At 56.3% G+C, this 16,149-nt stretch carries 9 protein-coding genes; 5 read left to right on the forward strand and 4 right to left on the reverse strand.

Features of this window, described 5'->3' with window-relative positions:
* Nucleotides 1-577 precede the first annotated feature (577 nt).
* The 5 genes from ABDW13_RS09830 to ABDW13_RS09850 are packed head-to-tail and all read left to right on the forward strand — an operon-like array spanning nucleotide 578 to nucleotide 7,132.
* On the forward strand, nucleotides 578-1,555 hold the full coding sequence (locus ABDW13_RS09830; RefSeq protein ID WP_343552375.1) for a sugar ABC transporter substrate-binding protein: 978 nt from the start codon (nucleotides 578-580) through the stop codon (nucleotides 1,553-1,555).
* 8 nt (nucleotides 1,556-1,563) lie between these two features.
* Nucleotides 1,564-3,057 carry a sugar ABC transporter ATP-binding protein gene (locus ABDW13_RS09835; RefSeq protein WP_343552376.1) on the forward strand — a complete coding sequence of 498 codons (1,494 nt, stop codon included), beginning with the start codon at nucleotides 1,564-1,566 and terminating at the stop codon, nucleotides 3,055-3,057.
* Between the two features lie 33 nt (nucleotides 3,058-3,090).
* Nucleotides 3,091-4,101 (forward strand): ABC transporter permease, encoded by a 1,011-nt coding sequence (locus ABDW13_RS09840; RefSeq protein ID WP_343552377.1) that lies wholly within the window; start codon nucleotides 3,091-3,093, stop codon nucleotides 4,099-4,101.
* Between the two features lie 12 nt (nucleotides 4,102-4,113).
* Entirely contained in the window at nucleotides 4,114-6,225 is a 2,112-nt protein-coding gene (locus ABDW13_RS09845) for a N,N-dimethylformamidase beta subunit family domain-containing protein (protein WP_343552378.1), read from the forward strand.
* Nucleotides 6,226-6,259: 34 nt separating this feature from the next.
* Nucleotides 6,260-7,132, forward strand: coding sequence for a MarR family transcriptional regulator (locus ABDW13_RS09850; protein ID WP_343552379.1), 873 nt, complete (start codon nucleotides 6,260-6,262; stop codon nucleotides 7,130-7,132).
* Here the strand turns inward: ABDW13_RS09850 and ABDW13_RS09855 are convergent.
* From ABDW13_RS09855 to ABDW13_RS09870, 4 genes are read right to left on the reverse strand one after another with little or no spacing between them, the layout of a single operon-like run.
* Nucleotides 7,062-8,516 (reverse strand): efflux transporter outer membrane subunit, encoded by a 1,455-nt coding sequence (locus ABDW13_RS09855; RefSeq protein WP_343552380.1) that lies wholly within the window; start codon nucleotides 8,514-8,516, stop codon nucleotides 7,062-7,064. The two genes, ABDW13_RS09850 and ABDW13_RS09855, sit on opposite strands and share 71 nt — an antisense overlap.
* A 15-nt stretch (nucleotides 8,517-8,531) precedes the next feature.
* On the reverse strand, nucleotides 8,532-11,633 hold the full coding sequence (locus tag ABDW13_RS09860; protein WP_343552381.1) for an efflux RND transporter permease subunit: 3,102 nt from the start codon (nucleotides 11,631-11,633) through the stop codon (nucleotides 8,532-8,534).
* Nucleotides 11,630-14,806 carry a multidrug efflux RND transporter permease subunit gene (locus ABDW13_RS09865; RefSeq protein ID WP_343552382.1) on the reverse strand — a complete coding sequence of 1,059 codons (3,177 nt, stop codon included), beginning with the start codon at nucleotides 14,804-14,806 and terminating at the stop codon, nucleotides 11,630-11,632. The genes ABDW13_RS09860 and ABDW13_RS09865 overlap by 4 nt, the downstream gene beginning before the upstream one ends.
* Complete coding sequence (locus ABDW13_RS09870; RefSeq protein ID WP_343552383.1) at nucleotides 14,803-16,044, reverse strand: MdtA/MuxA family multidrug efflux RND transporter periplasmic adaptor subunit; 1,242 nt, start codon at nucleotides 16,042-16,044, stop codon at nucleotides 14,803-14,805. Before ABDW13_RS09870 ends, ABDW13_RS09865 begins: the two co-directional genes overlap by 4 nt.
* Between the last annotated feature and the right edge of the window lie 105 nt (nucleotides 16,045-16,149).

Raw genomic sequence — 16,149 nt, forward strand, 5'->3', positions numbered from 1 at the left:
CAGTCGCAAAAAATGGCTCTTACGATGCCGGATAAGCGATGACAACTCAATCCGAGGCCAAAAAAATTGCGGCGCTAGATTATATTTTTTGGAACCAAGCGGAATCACCCATAGGAATTTTGTGTGACGTGGGAAAACCGCCACATGCTGCGTTGCGCCCATAGCTGCATCAACGGCAATGATGCTTAAGGGGATAAAATGGCTAATCGCCTCATTCTTCAGGTAATTTTACCCATGACGATCTATTGCGCCTTTTCTATAACCTGCAATCCGCAATCACGTGGTTGATCCCCAGCTTTAACGCTTTTTCTTATACAACAAAACGCCTGACATACTTCTGCATTCCAATCACATCATCCACTTAAATATAAAAATCCATTAAATATAATTTATATGAAATAAACAACCAATTTAAATTAAATAAATAGAACAATAATTAAATTCGCCACTCAAACCTTAACAAAGTCGCTCAAAAATCACTCCATTTACATGCTACACGTTCTAGTTTAGCTTGAATTGACCGGGCAGCATGAGCCGCCTTCTGTTCACTATAAAAATGACGCTTTGGAGTATGAACATGCCAACACCAGTTTCTTTTCGGGGAATAGCCAGCTCGTTGTTGTTACTCACTGCGGGAATGGGATACAGCAGTCTCAGCGCGGCAGCAGAAAGCACCACCTGCGCCAAAACCTACACCATCGGCTTCAGCCATCCGGTCGGTGAATCCCAATTTGCCATTGCATTGAAGAAAAAAGTGGCCGCTGCTGGAGAGAAAAACGGCTGCGTCAAAGTTCTGCTGGATAACACCCAACAGAGCAATCTGGAATCGCAGCGTTCAACGTTGGAAAGCTGGGTGACGCGCCGGGTCGATGCGATTGTCGTCTTACCGGTTGAAGCCACTGCACTTGATGGCTTGCGCAAACAAGCGCAGAAAAAAGGCATCAAATGGCTGACCTACGCGGGCGCAACGCCCGGTGCTGACGGCTCGGTTGGTTTCGATAACGTACAAAGCGGCGACTTAGTGGCAAAAGATGCCTTGAACTGGGTGAAACAGCGTTATCCAGATGGAAAAGTCAGTGCCGCCGTCACCACGCTCACCCCACTGAAAGGGTTTGCGGGTCGTTGGGATGAACCGCTGAAACAGTTCAAAGCCGCCAATCTACCGGTAGTGTCACAGCAGGATTGCGCGACCCAAGCCTGTGGTCTGCAAATTGCCGAAGACAGTCTGCGCCAACATCCTGATTTACGCGTCTTTATTGGCATCAACGATGATGCTGCTCTGGGTGCGCTGCGCGCCTTTAAGAATGCCGGAATTAAACCTGAAGACGCTTACATTGCCGGTCAGGATGGCACCGTTGAGGGCCTGCAAGCCGTCAAACAAGGCGGGGCTTATCGCGCCTCTGCGGCCATCTTATTGGACGACTTAGCGCGTTCCATTATTGAGAACTCGCTGGCCGCCATCACCGGCAAAGGCAGCACCAATTATGAAACGCCGGTCGAGTTGGGCACCTTACGTAACCCTCAACGACTTGATGCTCTGATTGCGCAGTACTAGGAGCCATTATGAGCATTAATCTCACGTCGAAAGGGCTGATTGTCAGTGATATTCGCAAGTCCTTTGATGCTCAGGCCGTTCTGAAAGGGGTTAATCTGGAATTTAAAGCGGGTGAAGTCCACGCGCTGCTCGGCCCCAATGGGGCCGGCAAATCCACCCTTTTAGGCTGTTTGAGTGGGGCCACCACGCCCGATTCTGGCGACATTACCATTGGCGAAAACGTCTACAAATCGTTCACGCCAACCTCGGCATTTGAAGCCGGCATCGCCAGCATTTATCAACACTTTCAACTGATTGGTCCGCTCAGCGTCAGCGACAACATTTTCCTGGTTAATGAGCTGACCAGCGCAGTCGGGACGACGCAGCAACGCGCGCAGAAACAGCGCAGCCGCGAACTGCTGGAATCACTCGGCGTGGAGATCGATCCTTCGCGTCCGGTGGACGATCTCAGCGTCGGCGAGCAGCAAACCGTTGAAATTGCGCGCGCGTTGCTGAAAGAACCTAAGGTGCTGATTCTGGATGAACCGACCGCCGCGCTGAGCGATAACGAAGTCACCGCCCTGCTGGAACTGGTGCGACGTCTGGCGCAAGAGCATGGCCTGATCGTCATCTATGTCACGCATCTGCTGCGTGAAGTGTTGGAAGTGGCGGACAAAGTTACGGTATTGCGCGACGGCAACGTGCTGTGGACCAAAGAGATCGATGCCCTGAATCTCAGTGACTTGGTTCACGCCATTTCGCCAGAAAGTGCTGCCGCGCGTAATACGCTGCCGAAGACATTTACCTCGTCATTAATTCATTTAGAGGATTACCGCTCAAGTTGGACTGGGCCGGTCGATCTCACGCTGCATGAAGGTGAAATCATTGGCGTATTTGGCCTGCTGGGTTCTGGGCGCACCGATTTGCTCGAAGGTCTAGCGGGCGTCAAACGCAGCAGCGGACGACTGCGTTTCGGCAGCCATAACTTACGCGCCCGCACGCCGCAACAGGCACGTCAGCAAGGCATTGTGCTGGTGCCCTCCGACCGCAAAGAGCAAGCACTGTTTGGCAGCATGAGCGCCAAAGAGAATTTGCTGCTGCCGCATTACAGCCGTTTATCGTGGCTGTGGCGCTCAGCCAAAAAAGAGAAAACCATTTTCCACCAACTGGCCCAACGCGTGGGATTGAAACCGGTTGATCCTGAACGTGAAGGAGCCAGTTTTTCCGGAGGTAATGCGCAGAAATTGATGGTCGGCCGCTGGATGACCGGCATCGATCAAAGCCATCTGTTGCTGCTGGATGAACCCACGCAAGGGGTGGATGTTGGCGCGCGTCAGGATCTGTATGACCTGATCCGTGATTACGCAGCCCAACCCCATCACGCAGTGATGTTCGCCTCCAGCGATCCGGAAGAAATAGTGGCATTGGCGACCCGCGTTATCGTGCTGGTTGAGGGGGAAGTCGCCAGCATTGTTGAACCCGACATTGGTGAAGAGAAGCTCATCGCGCTGGCGCATGGCTAACCCGACCTTGATTACCCGTAAAAGGCAAAAAGTATGTCAGACACAATCAAAACCGCCTCAGACATGACGAGCAAGCACTCTGCCGTTTCCGCCTCTGGGCAACGAAAAAAAATTGGCTTAGCCATTACGCGCTGGATTTTACCGGTGGCCACCATCGCCCTGATGATCTGGTTTGCCTGGCAGACGCCGGTGTTTTTCACCCTCGATAATCTGCTGTCGATCGCCACGCAGAACGCCCCCACCTTCATCGTTGCAGCGGTTTTTGCCATGTTAATGATGGCGGGCTATGTCGATCTTTCCGTCGGATCGGTACTGGCGCTGGTCGGTGTTTCAGCCGGTCTGGCGCTCAACGCCTGGGGATTGGTGCCCGGTATTGTGGTGGGATTAGCGGTGGGTGTAGCCGCTGGACTGGTCAACGGTGTGCTGATTGGCATGCTCTCCTTCTCCCCGATTGTGGTCACACTCGGCGGACTCGCCGCCGCGCGCGGCCTTGCTCAATATCTCGGCCAGGGTTCGATTTACGGTTTTCCCGATGCGTTTGCCAATTTCGGCTCGGATAGCACCTTCGGCGTGCCAAACCTGGTATGGATTGCTGCACTGGTGTGCGTTATCAGCATCATCGCCACCAGCTGTTTTCCGGTAGGTCGTCAGATCATTGCGATTGGCGTGAATGCGCGCGCCGCGTTTCTGATCGGCATCCGCGTGCGTCTGGTCACCACCGCGTTGTATGTCCTGACGGGTTTAGCGGTTGGCATCGCCGGTTTGCTGCAAATTGCCCGTTTAAACAGCGCCCCTTCGGGCACCTTGGGCGACGGTTTTGAGGTGATCATCCTTACTGCGGTGTTACTCGGCGGCGTGCCTTTTACCGGCGGCAAAGGCAGCATCTGGCGGGTATTAGTCGGCGTTTGGCTGATTGGCACATTGCGCAATGGGTTGATTCTACTGGATATCGGCACCGAACTCAGCGGCATTATCACCGGCGGCGTGTTGGTGATGGCCGCCGCGTTAGAAGCCGCGCGTTACTACATCCATAAATCAAAATAAGAGGAAACGAGCATGCTCATTGGCTACCTTTCTACCCTCAACTGCCGCGCAGGCGACAGTGTGGATGTGATGATAAGCAGCAGCGTTGCCGAGGTAAATGTTGACCTGGTTCGCCTGATCCACGGCGATGATAATCCCGCCGGGCCTGGCTTTATTTTTCAGCCGATCGCCGAAGTCGCGTCGCAGACGGTTAGCGCACAACCGCAGCAGACGCCAATCGGCTCCTGGGGTGAAAGTATCAAACCACTGCAACTGGCGGCCAACCTTCGCTGGGAGGTTGCTCTGTGGCCGACCTTGCTGCCACATCACGCCGAACAAGGCATTCTGGCACTGCCGGATGCCGGAATTACGCTGATTCTGGATACGCAAGGCTGTTTACAGTTGCGCCACCAGCAGCAATGTTTACTGAAAAGTGACGTGTTGAAATCCCGTCAATGGGCGCAGGTGAGCGTTACGCTGTCGCAGGAGTGCTGCACGTTACAACTCAAGACGGACACATCTGACACGACGTATCGCAGCGAAAGCGGCGTCACCTTGCCCTCTCACTCCAGCTTGTTGATTGCCACCACCCAGGTTGATGATATCGGCACACAGCGTTTTGCACGCAACGTCTACAACGGCAAACTGGCGCAATTGACTCTGGCGCTGGAGCAACAACCGGTGGCGAGGTGGGCGGCGGAGCAGCAGATGCAAAGTCAGCAGATCCCCGATACTGGCGAGCATGGCTATCATCTGCGTTTGATTAATGCCCCAACGCGTGCGATGACTGGCCCCAACTGGAGCAATGCCGAGCATGACTGGAAACAAGCGCCGCAACAGTACGACGCGGTGCATTTCCATGATGATGATTTGGCCGATGCATGTTGGCCGGTAGCGACGCGATTAACGGTGCATGACGATTTAAAAAGTGGCGTGTATGCCGTGCGCTTACGTGCTGCCGGACTGAAAGATGATTTTATTCCGCTGATCGTGCGCCCATCGGCCCAGCAGCAACCGGCAAAAATCGCCATGGTGATGGCGACGTACACCTATATCGCTTACGCCAATGAGCATTTAACCGAAGGTGACTTCGAACAAGGCAGTGAAATTCCGGTACAAACCGGCGATTGGGAAGATCTGGTAGCAATTCATCAAGAGTGGGGGAAAAGCCATTACGATCTGCACAACGATGGTTCGGGAGTTGCTTACTCCAGCTCACTGCGCCCGATCCCTAATATGCGGCCTAACTATCGCTTTTGGGGCTTCCACGCGCCGCGTCGCTTCTCAGCCGACCTCTACATGGTGTGGTTACTGCATCAAATGGGCGTAGATTTTGACGTGGTGAGTGAGCACGATTTGCACGCGGATCACGCCACTCTGTTGCAGCCTTATCAAACGGTGATTACCGGCAGCCACCCGGAATATTACAGCGGCCAAATGCTCGACGCCTACGAACAGCATGTCGCGCAAGGTGGCGGCTTAATGTACCTTGGCGGCGACGGTTTTTATTGGGTGACCACGCCATTCGACGATTTGCCGCATCTGCTGGAAGTACGTAAATCAGAAGGATTACGCCATTGGGACGCCGATCCCGGCGAACGTTATCACGCCAGCACCGGTGAACTGGGCGGCATCTGGCGCAGTCGCGGTCGCAGTGCACATCGCTTATTTGGTGTCGGCATGGGCGCACACGGTTGGGATAATAAAGCGCCGGGTTATCGTCGTAGCAATCGTTCTTATCATCCGGATGCGGCATGGGTGTTTGCTGGCATTGAAGAAGAGGTGATTGGCGACTTTGGCTTGATCATGAACGGTACCAGCGGCGATGAAATTGATCGTGCCGATAGCCGTTTTGGTACGCCCGATCACGCGATTATTCTGGCTTCGTCCGAACCGCATAGCGAATGGTATGTGCCTGTTCCAGAAGATGTCACAACGGTTTCGAACAAACTTAACGCAAGATATAATCGCGACGTGCGTTCCGACATGGTGTTAGTCGAACACAGCTCAGGCGGTGCGGTATTTTCAGTCGGCTCGATTATCTTTACTGGCGCCGTGCCGGTGAACGGTGGCGAGAATAACGTGGCGCAGCTGCTGCGCAATGTGATTGAAAACTTCACCGCGAGAAATCAGACCGACATCTAAGGGATGTTACGCAAGATGGTGCTGCATCATAGCTATGAATAAACCTGCAACCATGCTGACCAGCTCTGGCTTCGCGCTTGCCAGCGCCGATCAAGTCAGCAGTGCCCAATGGCGTAGCACCATCAATACTCGCTTTACCCAACCGCAATTCCTGGCGCTCAATGGCTTGTTGTATCGTCCAGGAATTGGTCACTATGAATTGGCGGATAGCGTCGGCGTGGACCGCGCCTCAATGGGGCCGATGCTCAACCGCTTGATTGAACAACAGCTGGTTGAACGCCGCAAAGATCCCAAAGATTCTCGCCGCTCAATGCTGTTTCTTTTACCGCAGGCAGAAGCATTGCTGGAAGAGATGGCCGCGCTGGTGGATACCGTCGATACCTTGCTGATGTCGCCGCTCAATGCCTCAGAACAGGCAGCACTGGTGCAAAGCTGGGCGATGGTGGTTGATGAACCGATCTTCTCGACGCACGACGTGGTGATCAACCCGATCATTCGCCCATTAACGCATTATCCCTGGTTCTATTTGCGTGAAGCCTGTCGGCATTATCGTCGCTTGTGGCGCGAACATGTTGATGATGCGATCAGCGCTTCGCTGTTCAGCTTGATGGAAGTGGTGGCTAACACGCCGGGCATTGATATTCGCAGTGCTGCGCAGATGGCATCGATTGAAGAGAGCAACGCGGTACGCATGGTGATGCGCATGGTGCGTACCCGCATGATGCGCGATCCCCGCGATCCCAACGATGCTCGCCGCTCGCTTTTGTCATTGACCGAGAGCGGCGATCTGCGTTATCGCGAACTCAGCACCCGCTTACCGCTGGTGCAAAGCGCGCTTACCCGCCGCTTGCCGCCACTGGCGATTGGCGAATTCCATCGCCTGACGTGTTTGGTGGCACGTTTGTAGCATCAGCTTGCCAGCCGCCGCCCAACGCAGCAATTAACGCCACGCTGCTCACCCATTGCGCGCTCTGCAACGACAGCAAACTCTGCTGCGCGCTCAAGCTGCTGTTTTCCGTGGTGGCGACATCGAGATAATCAATCATCCCGGCATCATATTGATTGCGCGTCACGCGCGCCGATTCCTGCGCGGCATCGGTCGCGGCCTGCTGCGAGGCGATTTCGCCCTGCAAGGTGTTGAGCTGCACCAGATAATCTTCCACTTCGCCCATGCCGGTGAGCACCGCCTGACGATAGCTGGCTACGCTGGCGTCATAAGCCGCTCGCGCTTGCTCAACCTTGGACGAGGTGGCGCCGAAATCCAGCAGCGTACCGCTGAGTTCTGGCCCCAATGACCACACGCGATTAGGCAGTGAGAACAAGCTGTTGATCGCCGATGAACTGACGCCGCCGCTGGCGCTGAGGGTTAAATCCGGATAGTAACCAGCAATCGCCACGCCAACCGCCGCATTAGCCGCCGCAACATTGCGCTCGGCGTAGGCGATATCCGGACGGCGCTGCAATAGCTGCGATGGCATGCTGTTGGGAATCGCCGGTAATGCGGCATCCAGTTTCGCCACCGGCAAGCTGAAATCAGCCGGTGCGCGGCCCAGCAGCAGCGCAATCGCATGCTCCAACTGCGCGCGCTGCCACTGATAATCCTGCGCTGAGGCGCGGGCGCTTTCCAACTGCATTTGCGCCTGCGCTAAGGTAGCGCGCGATTCGCTGCCCGCTGCATATTTGTTTTGAATCACCGTCAAATAACGCTGATAGGCATCAATGCTGCGTTGATACAGCGCGATTTTCTCGTCGATAATGCGCGTCTGGAAATAGTCCTGCGCCAGTTCAGATTGCGCGCTCAAGGTGATGTTGGCCAACTCGGCTTTGCTGGCCTCGGCGCTGGCGTTGTTCTCTTCCAGAGTACGACGCAATTTGCCCCACAAATCCAGTTCCCAACTGGCGCTGAGATCGGCGGCGTGGCTATTGCTGACGCTGCGCTGTCCAGTGGTGCTGGCGCGGCTGCCGCTACGCGTGGAGCTGGCGTCATAGCCGACAGTTGGCAACAACTCGGCACGCGATTGTCCGGCCAGCGCCTGCGCTTGGCGATATTGCGCAGCATAGTTAGCGACGTTCTGATTAGAAATGCTGACCTGCCTGAGCAGGCTATCCAGCGTGGCATCGTGGTACACCGACCACCAATCCCCTTTGCTTTGTGCATCCTGCGGCGTGGCCTGCGTCCAGCCTTTGGCTTCTTTAAAATGGGTCGGCATCGCCACGCTTGGGCGCTGATAATCCGGACCAACCGCACAACCCGCCAACAGCATGGCGACCAAAAACGGGGTTATTTTCATAGACATTTTCATCAATCAGGATTCCACATGACGCAACCGCTGCCACTGACGTCGTGTGGCGCGGCTTAAACGATCGAGCCAGAGATAAACCACCGGCGTAGTAAATAGCGTTAACAGTTGGCTCAGCGCCAAACCACCGGCAATCGCCAGCCCGAGCGGGCTGCGCAGATCGGCATCGCCGCCGCTGCCCAGCGCCAATGGCAGCGCGCCGAAGAACGCCGCCAGCGTGGTCATCATGATCGGGCGGAAGCGCATCAAGCAGGCTTGGGTGATCGCCTGCTGCGGCGTCATGCCTTTGCTGCGTTCGGCATGGATGGCAAAGTCGATCATCATGATGGCGTTCTTCTTCACGATGCCAATCAGCAGAATGATACCGATCAACGCGATCACCGTGAGCTGCGTGTTGGTCAGCAACAGCAACAACAGCGCGCCGACGCCCGCCGACGGCAACGTCGAAAGGATAGTGATCGGATGGATATAGCTCTCATACAGCACGCCGAGCACGATATACACCGCCGCCAGCGCCGCGATAATCAGCCACGGCATAGTCGCTGTAAGCTGAGCAAACGCCGCCGCCGTACCAGCAAAACCGGCCTGAATGGTGGATGGCAAACCAAGCTGCGCCATCGCCTGCTTTATTAGCGCCTGCGCTTGTTCCAGCGATACGCCATCGTTGAGGTTGAAGGCAATGGTGCTGGTCGCCGATTGGCCCTGATGCGCCACCGACAGCGGCGCGTTGCCGCCTTTAAAGCTGGCGAAGGCCGCCAGCGGCACGCGATCGCCGCTGTCGTTAATCACATATAGCTGCTGCAAAATATCGGGATCGCGCGTGTAGCTGCCCTGTAATGACATCACCACATGATACTGATTGAGCGTGTGATACAGCGTGGCGACCTGACGCTGGCTGAAGGCGTTATTCAGCATGGTATCGAGCATCTGCACATCCACGCCGAGCCGTTTCGCGCGATCGCGATCAATGTTGATCACTACTTCCTGACCGCCGGTTTGCGAATCGGAATCGACGCTGTTCAATTGCGGGATCGCCTCCAGCGCCGCCTGCACTTTCGGCGTCCATTCGCGCAGCACATCGAGATCGTCCGCCTGCAAACTGTATTGATACGTGGCGTTGGCGCTGCGCCCGCCGATGTGCAGATCCTGCGCCGCCATCAGGAACATCTGCGCACCGGCGATATGGCTGGTTTTCACACTCAGGCGATTCGCCACTTCGGTAGCGGTGGCATCGCGCTGGTCAAAATCTTTCAGGCGTACAAAGAAGTTGGCACTGTTACGCGAGCCAAACATGCCACTGCCCATTGACGACATCACGCTTTCCACCGCCGGATCGGACTGGATGATTTTGGTGAATTGCAGCATTTTCGGCTTCATCGCCTGAAACGAGATGTTCTGATCGGCGCGCAACGCGCCCATCAGCAGGCCAGTATCCTGATTGGGGAAGAAGCCTTTTTGCACCACCGAAAACAGGAATAGGTTGAGCAACACCGTCAGCACCAAACTGAACAGGGTGAGCTTTTGGTGCGCCATCACCCACGCCAGACCGCGTGCGTAGGCCGCCAGCAGCGCATTAAGTTGGTTTTCGATAAATTGATATAGCGGATGCGGCCGCTTGGTGACTTTGGCTTTCGGCTTGAGCAAACGCGCGCACAGCATCGGCGTTAGGCTCAGCGACACAAACATCGAAATCAGCAGCGAAATGGTCAGCGTGACGGCAAATTCGCGGAACAAGCGCCCAACGATACTGCCCATCAGCAAAATCGGGATGAACACCGCGATCAGCGACATGGTCATCGATAGCACGGTGAAACTCACTTCCTGCGCGCCACGCAGCGCCGCACGCAGCGGACTCAAGCCCTCTTCGATATGGCGCGTGATGTTTTCCAGCACCACAATCGCGTCATCGACGACAAAACCGGTGGCAATAATCAGCGCCATCAGCGACAGGTTATCGAGGCTGTAACCGAGCAAGTACATCACCGCGCAGGTGCCGATCAACGAAACCGGCAGCGCCAGCGCCGGGATCACCACCGCTTGCACGTTGCGCAGGAAGACAAACACCACGGCGATCACCAGCAGCATCGCCACCAGCAACGTCTCTTCGGTGTCGTACAGTGAAGCGCGCACCGTCGGCGAACGATCGACCACTACTTTGAGCTGGGTATCGGCGGGCAGATCTTTTTCCAGCGCCGGTAACTGCGCTTTCACCGCATCTATGGTGTCGAGCATATTGGCACCGGCTTGCCGCTTGATCCCCACCATCACCGACGGCATCGAATTGAGGAAACCGGCCTGATACTGATCTTCTACCGAGTCATACACGGTGGCGACATCATGCAGCCGCACGGCTTTGCCGTCTTTGTAGCTGACGATGATGTCCTGATACTGCGCGGCTTTATCCAGTTGGCCGTTGCTGTCCACCACCCACGATTGGCTGCTGCCCTGTAAAATGCCTTTGGGTTTGTTGGTGGTGCTGTTGGCGATGGCGCTACGCACCGTATCCAGCGAGATGCCGTACTGCGTCAGTTTTAGCGGCTGCAAATCAATGCGCACCGCCGGTAAGGCGCTGCCCATCAGCGACACTTCGCCAACGCCTTTCACCTGCCCCATCGCCTGCTCAATTTTGCTTTCGGCCAGATCGTAGAGTTCGCCCGGCGTGCGCGTGGCCGAGGTCAGCGCCAGCATCACAATCGGCGCATCCGACGGATTGGCTTTGCGATAAGTCGGCAGCGATTCCATGGCACTCGGCAGCAAGCTGCGTGCGGCATTGATCGCCGCCTGCACATCGCGCGCCGCACCGTTGATGTCGCGATCGAGATCAAACTGCAAAATGACGCTGGTCGATCCCTGCGAACTGCTGGAGGTCATCTCGGTGACGCCAGCGATTTGCCCGAGTGAACGCTCCAGCGGCGTCGCCACCGTCGCCGCCATGGTTTCTGGGCTGGCACCGGCTAAGCTGGCGCTGACCATAATGGTCGGGAAATCCACCTGCGGCAGCGGCGCGACCGGCAACAGCCGATAACCCAACGCGCCGAGCAGCAGGATCGCCAGCGTCAGTAACAGCGTGGCGACCGGGCGGAAGATAAACAGCCGCGTCAGGTTCATCGCTGGCCTCGCGCCTGTTGCTGTTTACGCTGCACGTAACGCTTGCCGCGCTGCGCGATGGCATCAAACCACAGGTAAATCACCGGCGTGGAGAACAGCGTCAGCACCTGGCTGACAATCAAGCCGCCGACAATCACCAATCCCAGCGGCTGACGCAGTTCCGCACCGGAACCAGAGGCCAGCATCAGCGGCAGCGCGCCGAGCAGCGCCGCCATGGTGGTCATGAGAATCGGGCGGAAACGCAGCAAGCAGGCTTGATGAATCGCGTCACGCGCACTCATGTGCTGTTTGTTTTCCGCTTCGAGCGCGAAGTCGATCATCATAATCGCGTTCTTTTTCACGATGCCGATCAGCAGGATCACGCCAATCAACGCGATCAGGCTGAATTCGCTGCCGGCCAGCAGCAGCGTCAGCAATGCGCCGACCGCCGCCGACGGCAGCGTTGACAGAATGGTCACCGGATGAATAAAGCTTTCATACAGAATGCCGAGCACCACATACATGGTGATCAGCGCCGCCAGAATCAGCCACAGCGTGTTGCCGGTGGCACTTTGGAACGCCGAGGTTTCGCCCTGATAACGCAGGGTAATGCTTGAGGGCAGATTGAGTTGCTGCGTCACCTCGGCAATGGCTTTCTGCCCATCTTCCAGCGAATAGCCGCTGTTAAGGTTGAACGACACCATCACCGCCGGGAATTGGTTCAGCCGCATGTGCATCAACGATCCGGTGCGCTGATGAATGGTGGCGATGGAAGTCAGCTTCACCATGCCGGTGGTGGTCGATGTGCTGCTATCGCTGGTAGACGATGTACTGCTATCGCTGCTGCTGGTTGATGCGGTGTCGCTGGTGACCGGCAAATAGACATCATCAAACGACGCGGGCGACTGCTGATATTGCGGCGCGACTTCCAGCACCACGCGATACTGATTGGCCTGGGTAAAGATGGTGGAAACCAGCCGCTGGCCGAAGCTGTTGTATAGCGCGGTATCGACGTCGGCGGCAGTTATGCCGTAACGCGCGGCTTTGTCACGATTGAGTTCAACATAGGCAACGCGCCCTTGATCCTGCAAATTACTGACTACGCCATTAAACTCCGGACGCTGCTGCAAGGCGGCAATCATCTTCGGCGTCCAGCTCACCAGATTTTCGCTGTCGGCATCATCAAGGGTGAATTGATACTGGCTCGGCGAAACCTGATCGTTAACCGTCAAATCTTGCGCCGGTTGCAGATAGAGTTGAATCCCCGCCACCTGGTTTGCCGCCTGTTGCAGCTGTTTGATCACCACATCCGCTTTGTCGTCGCGCTGGTCAAAGGATTTCAGGTTGATCTGGATGCGCCCGCTGTTCAGGCTGGTGTTGCTGCCATCAATACCAATGGTCGATGACAAACTCTCCACCGACGGATTTTGCAAAATCACTTTCGCCAGCGCCTGCTGGCGTTTTGACATCTCGCTAAACGACACATCCTGCGTTGCCACGGTCACGCCCTGAATCAAGCCGGTATCTTGCGTCGGGAAGAAACCTTTGGGAATCGCGATATACAACAGCGCGGTGAGCGCAAAGGTCGCCAGCGCCACCAGCAACGTCAGCTTCTGATGATTGAGCACCACGGTCAGCAAACGGTCGTAGCCGCGCACTAACTTCTCGAATACCTCACCGCCTTTGCGTGAAAAGCGCGACTGTTTTTCCGGCGGAATGTGCTGCAACAAATAGGCGCACAGCATTGGCGTTAGCGTCAGAGAAACCAGCATCGACACCAAAATCGACACCGCCAGCGTGATGGCAAATTCGCGGAACAAGCGCCCAACCACATCGCCCATAAACAGCAGCGGAATCAGCACCGCAATCAGCGAAAAGGTTAATGAGATAATGGTAAAGCCGATTTGCTGCGATCCTTTCAGCGCCGCCTGCATCGGCGTTTCGCCCTCCTCCAGCCGCCGCGAAATGTTCTCCACCACCACAATCGCGTCATCAATAACAAAGCCGGTGGCGATGGTCAGCGCCATCAACGACAGGTTATTCAGGCTGAAATCGGCCAGATACATCACGCCAAAGGTGCCAATCAGCGACAGCGGCACCGCCACGCTGGGAATCAAGGTCGCTGCCACGTTGCGCAGGAACAGGAAGGTCACCATCACCACCAGCGCCACCGACAACATCAGTTCAAACTGCACGTCGCTGATGGAGGCGCGAATGGTTTGAGTACGGTCTGACAACACGCTCATCTTCACACCATCCGGCAGCGCCGCCTGCAGTTTCGGCAACTGCGCTTTGATGCTGTCGACCACCTGAATCACGTTGGCGCCGGGTTGGCGCTGCACGCTGATGACAATCGCCGGGCTGTTGTTGGCCCACGCCGATTGGAAACTGTTCTCCGGTCCTTGCTCAATGTGCGCGATGTCTTTTAACCGCAACGCCGCGCCGTTTTGATAAGTGATGATCAGATTGCCGTACTCATCGGCAGTGCGCAGTTGGTCATTAGCGTCGATGGTCACCGAATGGTATTTGCCATCGAAGCCGCCTTTAGAGCCGTTGACGTTGCTATTGCCGATCAAGGTATTCACGTCTTCCAGCGACAACTTGTGCGCCGCCAGCGCTTTCGGATCCATCTGCACGCGAATCGCCGGTTGATGACCGCCCGCCAGCGTCACCATGCCGACGCCGTTGATCTGCGACAGCTTCAGCGCCACGCGGGTATTCACCAGATCCTGCACCTGCGTCAGCGGCAAGGTATCGGAACTCACCGCCAGGGTAATCACCGCGGTATCGGCTGGATTGACTTTTTTGTAGGTCGGCGGATTGGGCAGATCGCTCGGCAGCAAATTATTCGCCGCATTGATCGCCGCCTGCACTTCCTGCTCGGCGACATCCAGCGACAGATCGAGGCTGAACTTCAAGGTGACGATTGACGATCCGCCGGAGCTGGTTGAGGTCATTTGGCTCAAGCCAGCCATTTGCCCCAACTGACGTTCCAGCGGCGAGGTCACCGAGGACGCCATCACATCCGGGCTGGCACCGGGATAGAGCGTGGTGACCTGAATAGTCGGATAATCGACCTGCGGCAGCGCCGAAGTCGAGAGAAATTTATAGGCAAAAATCCCGGCAATCAGCACGCCAACCATCAACAAAATGGTAGCGACCGGACGCTGGATAAACAGGCGAGACGGATTCATTTGGCCTCGGCGGTCGCGGTGGTTTTGCTGTTATCAGCCAGTTGCACTTTGCTGCCGTTGGTCAATCGATCGATGCCTTCCGTCACCAACCGCTCGCCCGGCTCCACGCCTTTGAGGATCGCCTGCTGATCTTCGCCGAAGCTTGGCCCGGTGGTCACCGCTTTACGCGTTACGGTGTTGTCCTGATTGATGACAAACACAAAGCTGCCATCGCTGCTAAGTTGCAGCGCCTGCGCCGGGATCACCGTGGCATTTTTCAGGATGCTGGTTTGCAGACGCAGATTGACGAACTGATTGGCAAACAGCGATTCGTCTTCATTAGGGAACGTGGCTTTCAGCTCAATGGTGCCGGTGGCGGTATCAATCTGGTTGCTGATGAATTGCACCGCACCTTGCGCCAGCTGCGTGCTGTTGTCCTGATCAAACGCCACCGCGGGCAGACTTTGATCGCTGTGCAGCGCCTTGGTGAGCTGCGGGATATTGCTCTGCGGCACGCTGAACGTCACCGCGGCGGGCTGCATCTGCGTCACTACCACAATGCCGGTGGTATCGCTGGTTTGCACCATGTTGCCGGGATCGACCAAACGTAAACCCACGCGTCCGCTGATCGGCGAGGTGATGCGCGCATAGTCGATATCCAGTTTCGCGCTGGCGATTTGCGCTTCATCGGCGGCGACTGCGCCTTTGTATTGGCCGACAGTGGCGGTTTGCGTGTCGAGATCCTGACGCGACAACGAATCCTGCGCCGCCAGTTTCTGATAACGGGCCAGCGTTAACTGCGCGCTTTTCAGTAATGCCTGGTTCTGATTGAGATCGCCCTGATACTGCGCCAGCGTGGCTTGATAGCTGCGCGGATCGATCTGCGCCAACAACTGTCCGGCGCTGACTTTCTGCCCTTCGGTGAAGAACACTTTCTCCAGCTGACCGGCCACGCGGCTGGTCACCGTCACGCTGGCATTAGGGATCACCGTACCCAACGCGTTGAGATACACCGGCACATCGGCGGTGCTGGCCACGCCGCTGTGCACCAGCGTTGCGCCGCCGATCATCGCCATGCCCGGCGGGCCGCCGGCGCCACCACGATGACCGCCACGCCCGCCCTTCTCGCCGCCTGGCGGCATGCCGCCGTGACCGCCAACCACGCGCCAGATCACTCCAGCCACAATTAACAGCACAATCAACAGAAGCAGCCATTTCAGCCAGCGAGAAAAAGCGGAGCGAGGAGCGTTAGGTGTCATCAGGATCTTCAAGTCAGCAAGGAATAGGAAAATCCCCTGTAAAACAGGGGATTATTGCAAGGTTAAACTATCACTGCGCGCATTATCAGCTTAATGCTCGAACGA

It is taken from the genome of Pantoea sp. (assembly GCF_039594315.1).
Lineage (GTDB): Bacteria > Pseudomonadota > Gammaproteobacteria > Enterobacterales > Enterobacteriaceae > Pantoea.

Bases quoted from the DNA above. Each gene is read 5' to 3' on its own strand.
- ABDW13_RS09830 (WP_343552375.1), top strand. From the start codon at position 578: ATGCCAACACCAGTTTCTTTTCGGGGAATAGCCAGCTCGTTGTTGTTA.
- ABDW13_RS09835 (WP_343552376.1), top strand. From the start codon at position 1,564: ATGAGCATTAATCTCACGTCGAAAGGGCTGATTGTCAGTGATATTCGC.
- ABDW13_RS09840 (WP_343552377.1), top strand. From the start codon at position 3,091: ATGTCAGACACAATCAAAACCGCCTCAGACATGACGAGCAAGCACTCT.
- ABDW13_RS09845 (WP_343552378.1), top strand. From the start codon at position 4,114: ATGCTCATTGGCTACCTTTCTACCCTCAACTGCCGCGCAGGCGACAGT.
- ABDW13_RS09850 (WP_343552379.1), top strand. From the start codon at position 6,260: ATGAATAAACCTGCAACCATGCTGACCAGCTCTGGCTTCGCGCTTGCC.
- ABDW13_RS09855 (WP_343552380.1), bottom strand. From the start codon at position 8,516: ATGAAAATAACCCCGTTTTTGGTCGCCATGCTGTTGGCGGGTTGTGCG.
- ABDW13_RS09860 (WP_343552381.1), bottom strand. From the start codon at position 11,633: ATGAACCTGACGCGGCTGTTTATCTTCCGCCCGGTCGCCACGCTGTTA.
- ABDW13_RS09865 (WP_343552382.1), bottom strand. From the start codon at position 14,806: ATGAATCCGTCTCGCCTGTTTATCCAGCGTCCGGTCGCTACCATTTTG.
- ABDW13_RS09870 (WP_343552383.1), bottom strand. From the start codon at position 16,044: ATGACACCTAACGCTCCTCGCTCCGCTTTTTCTCGCTGGCTGAAATGG.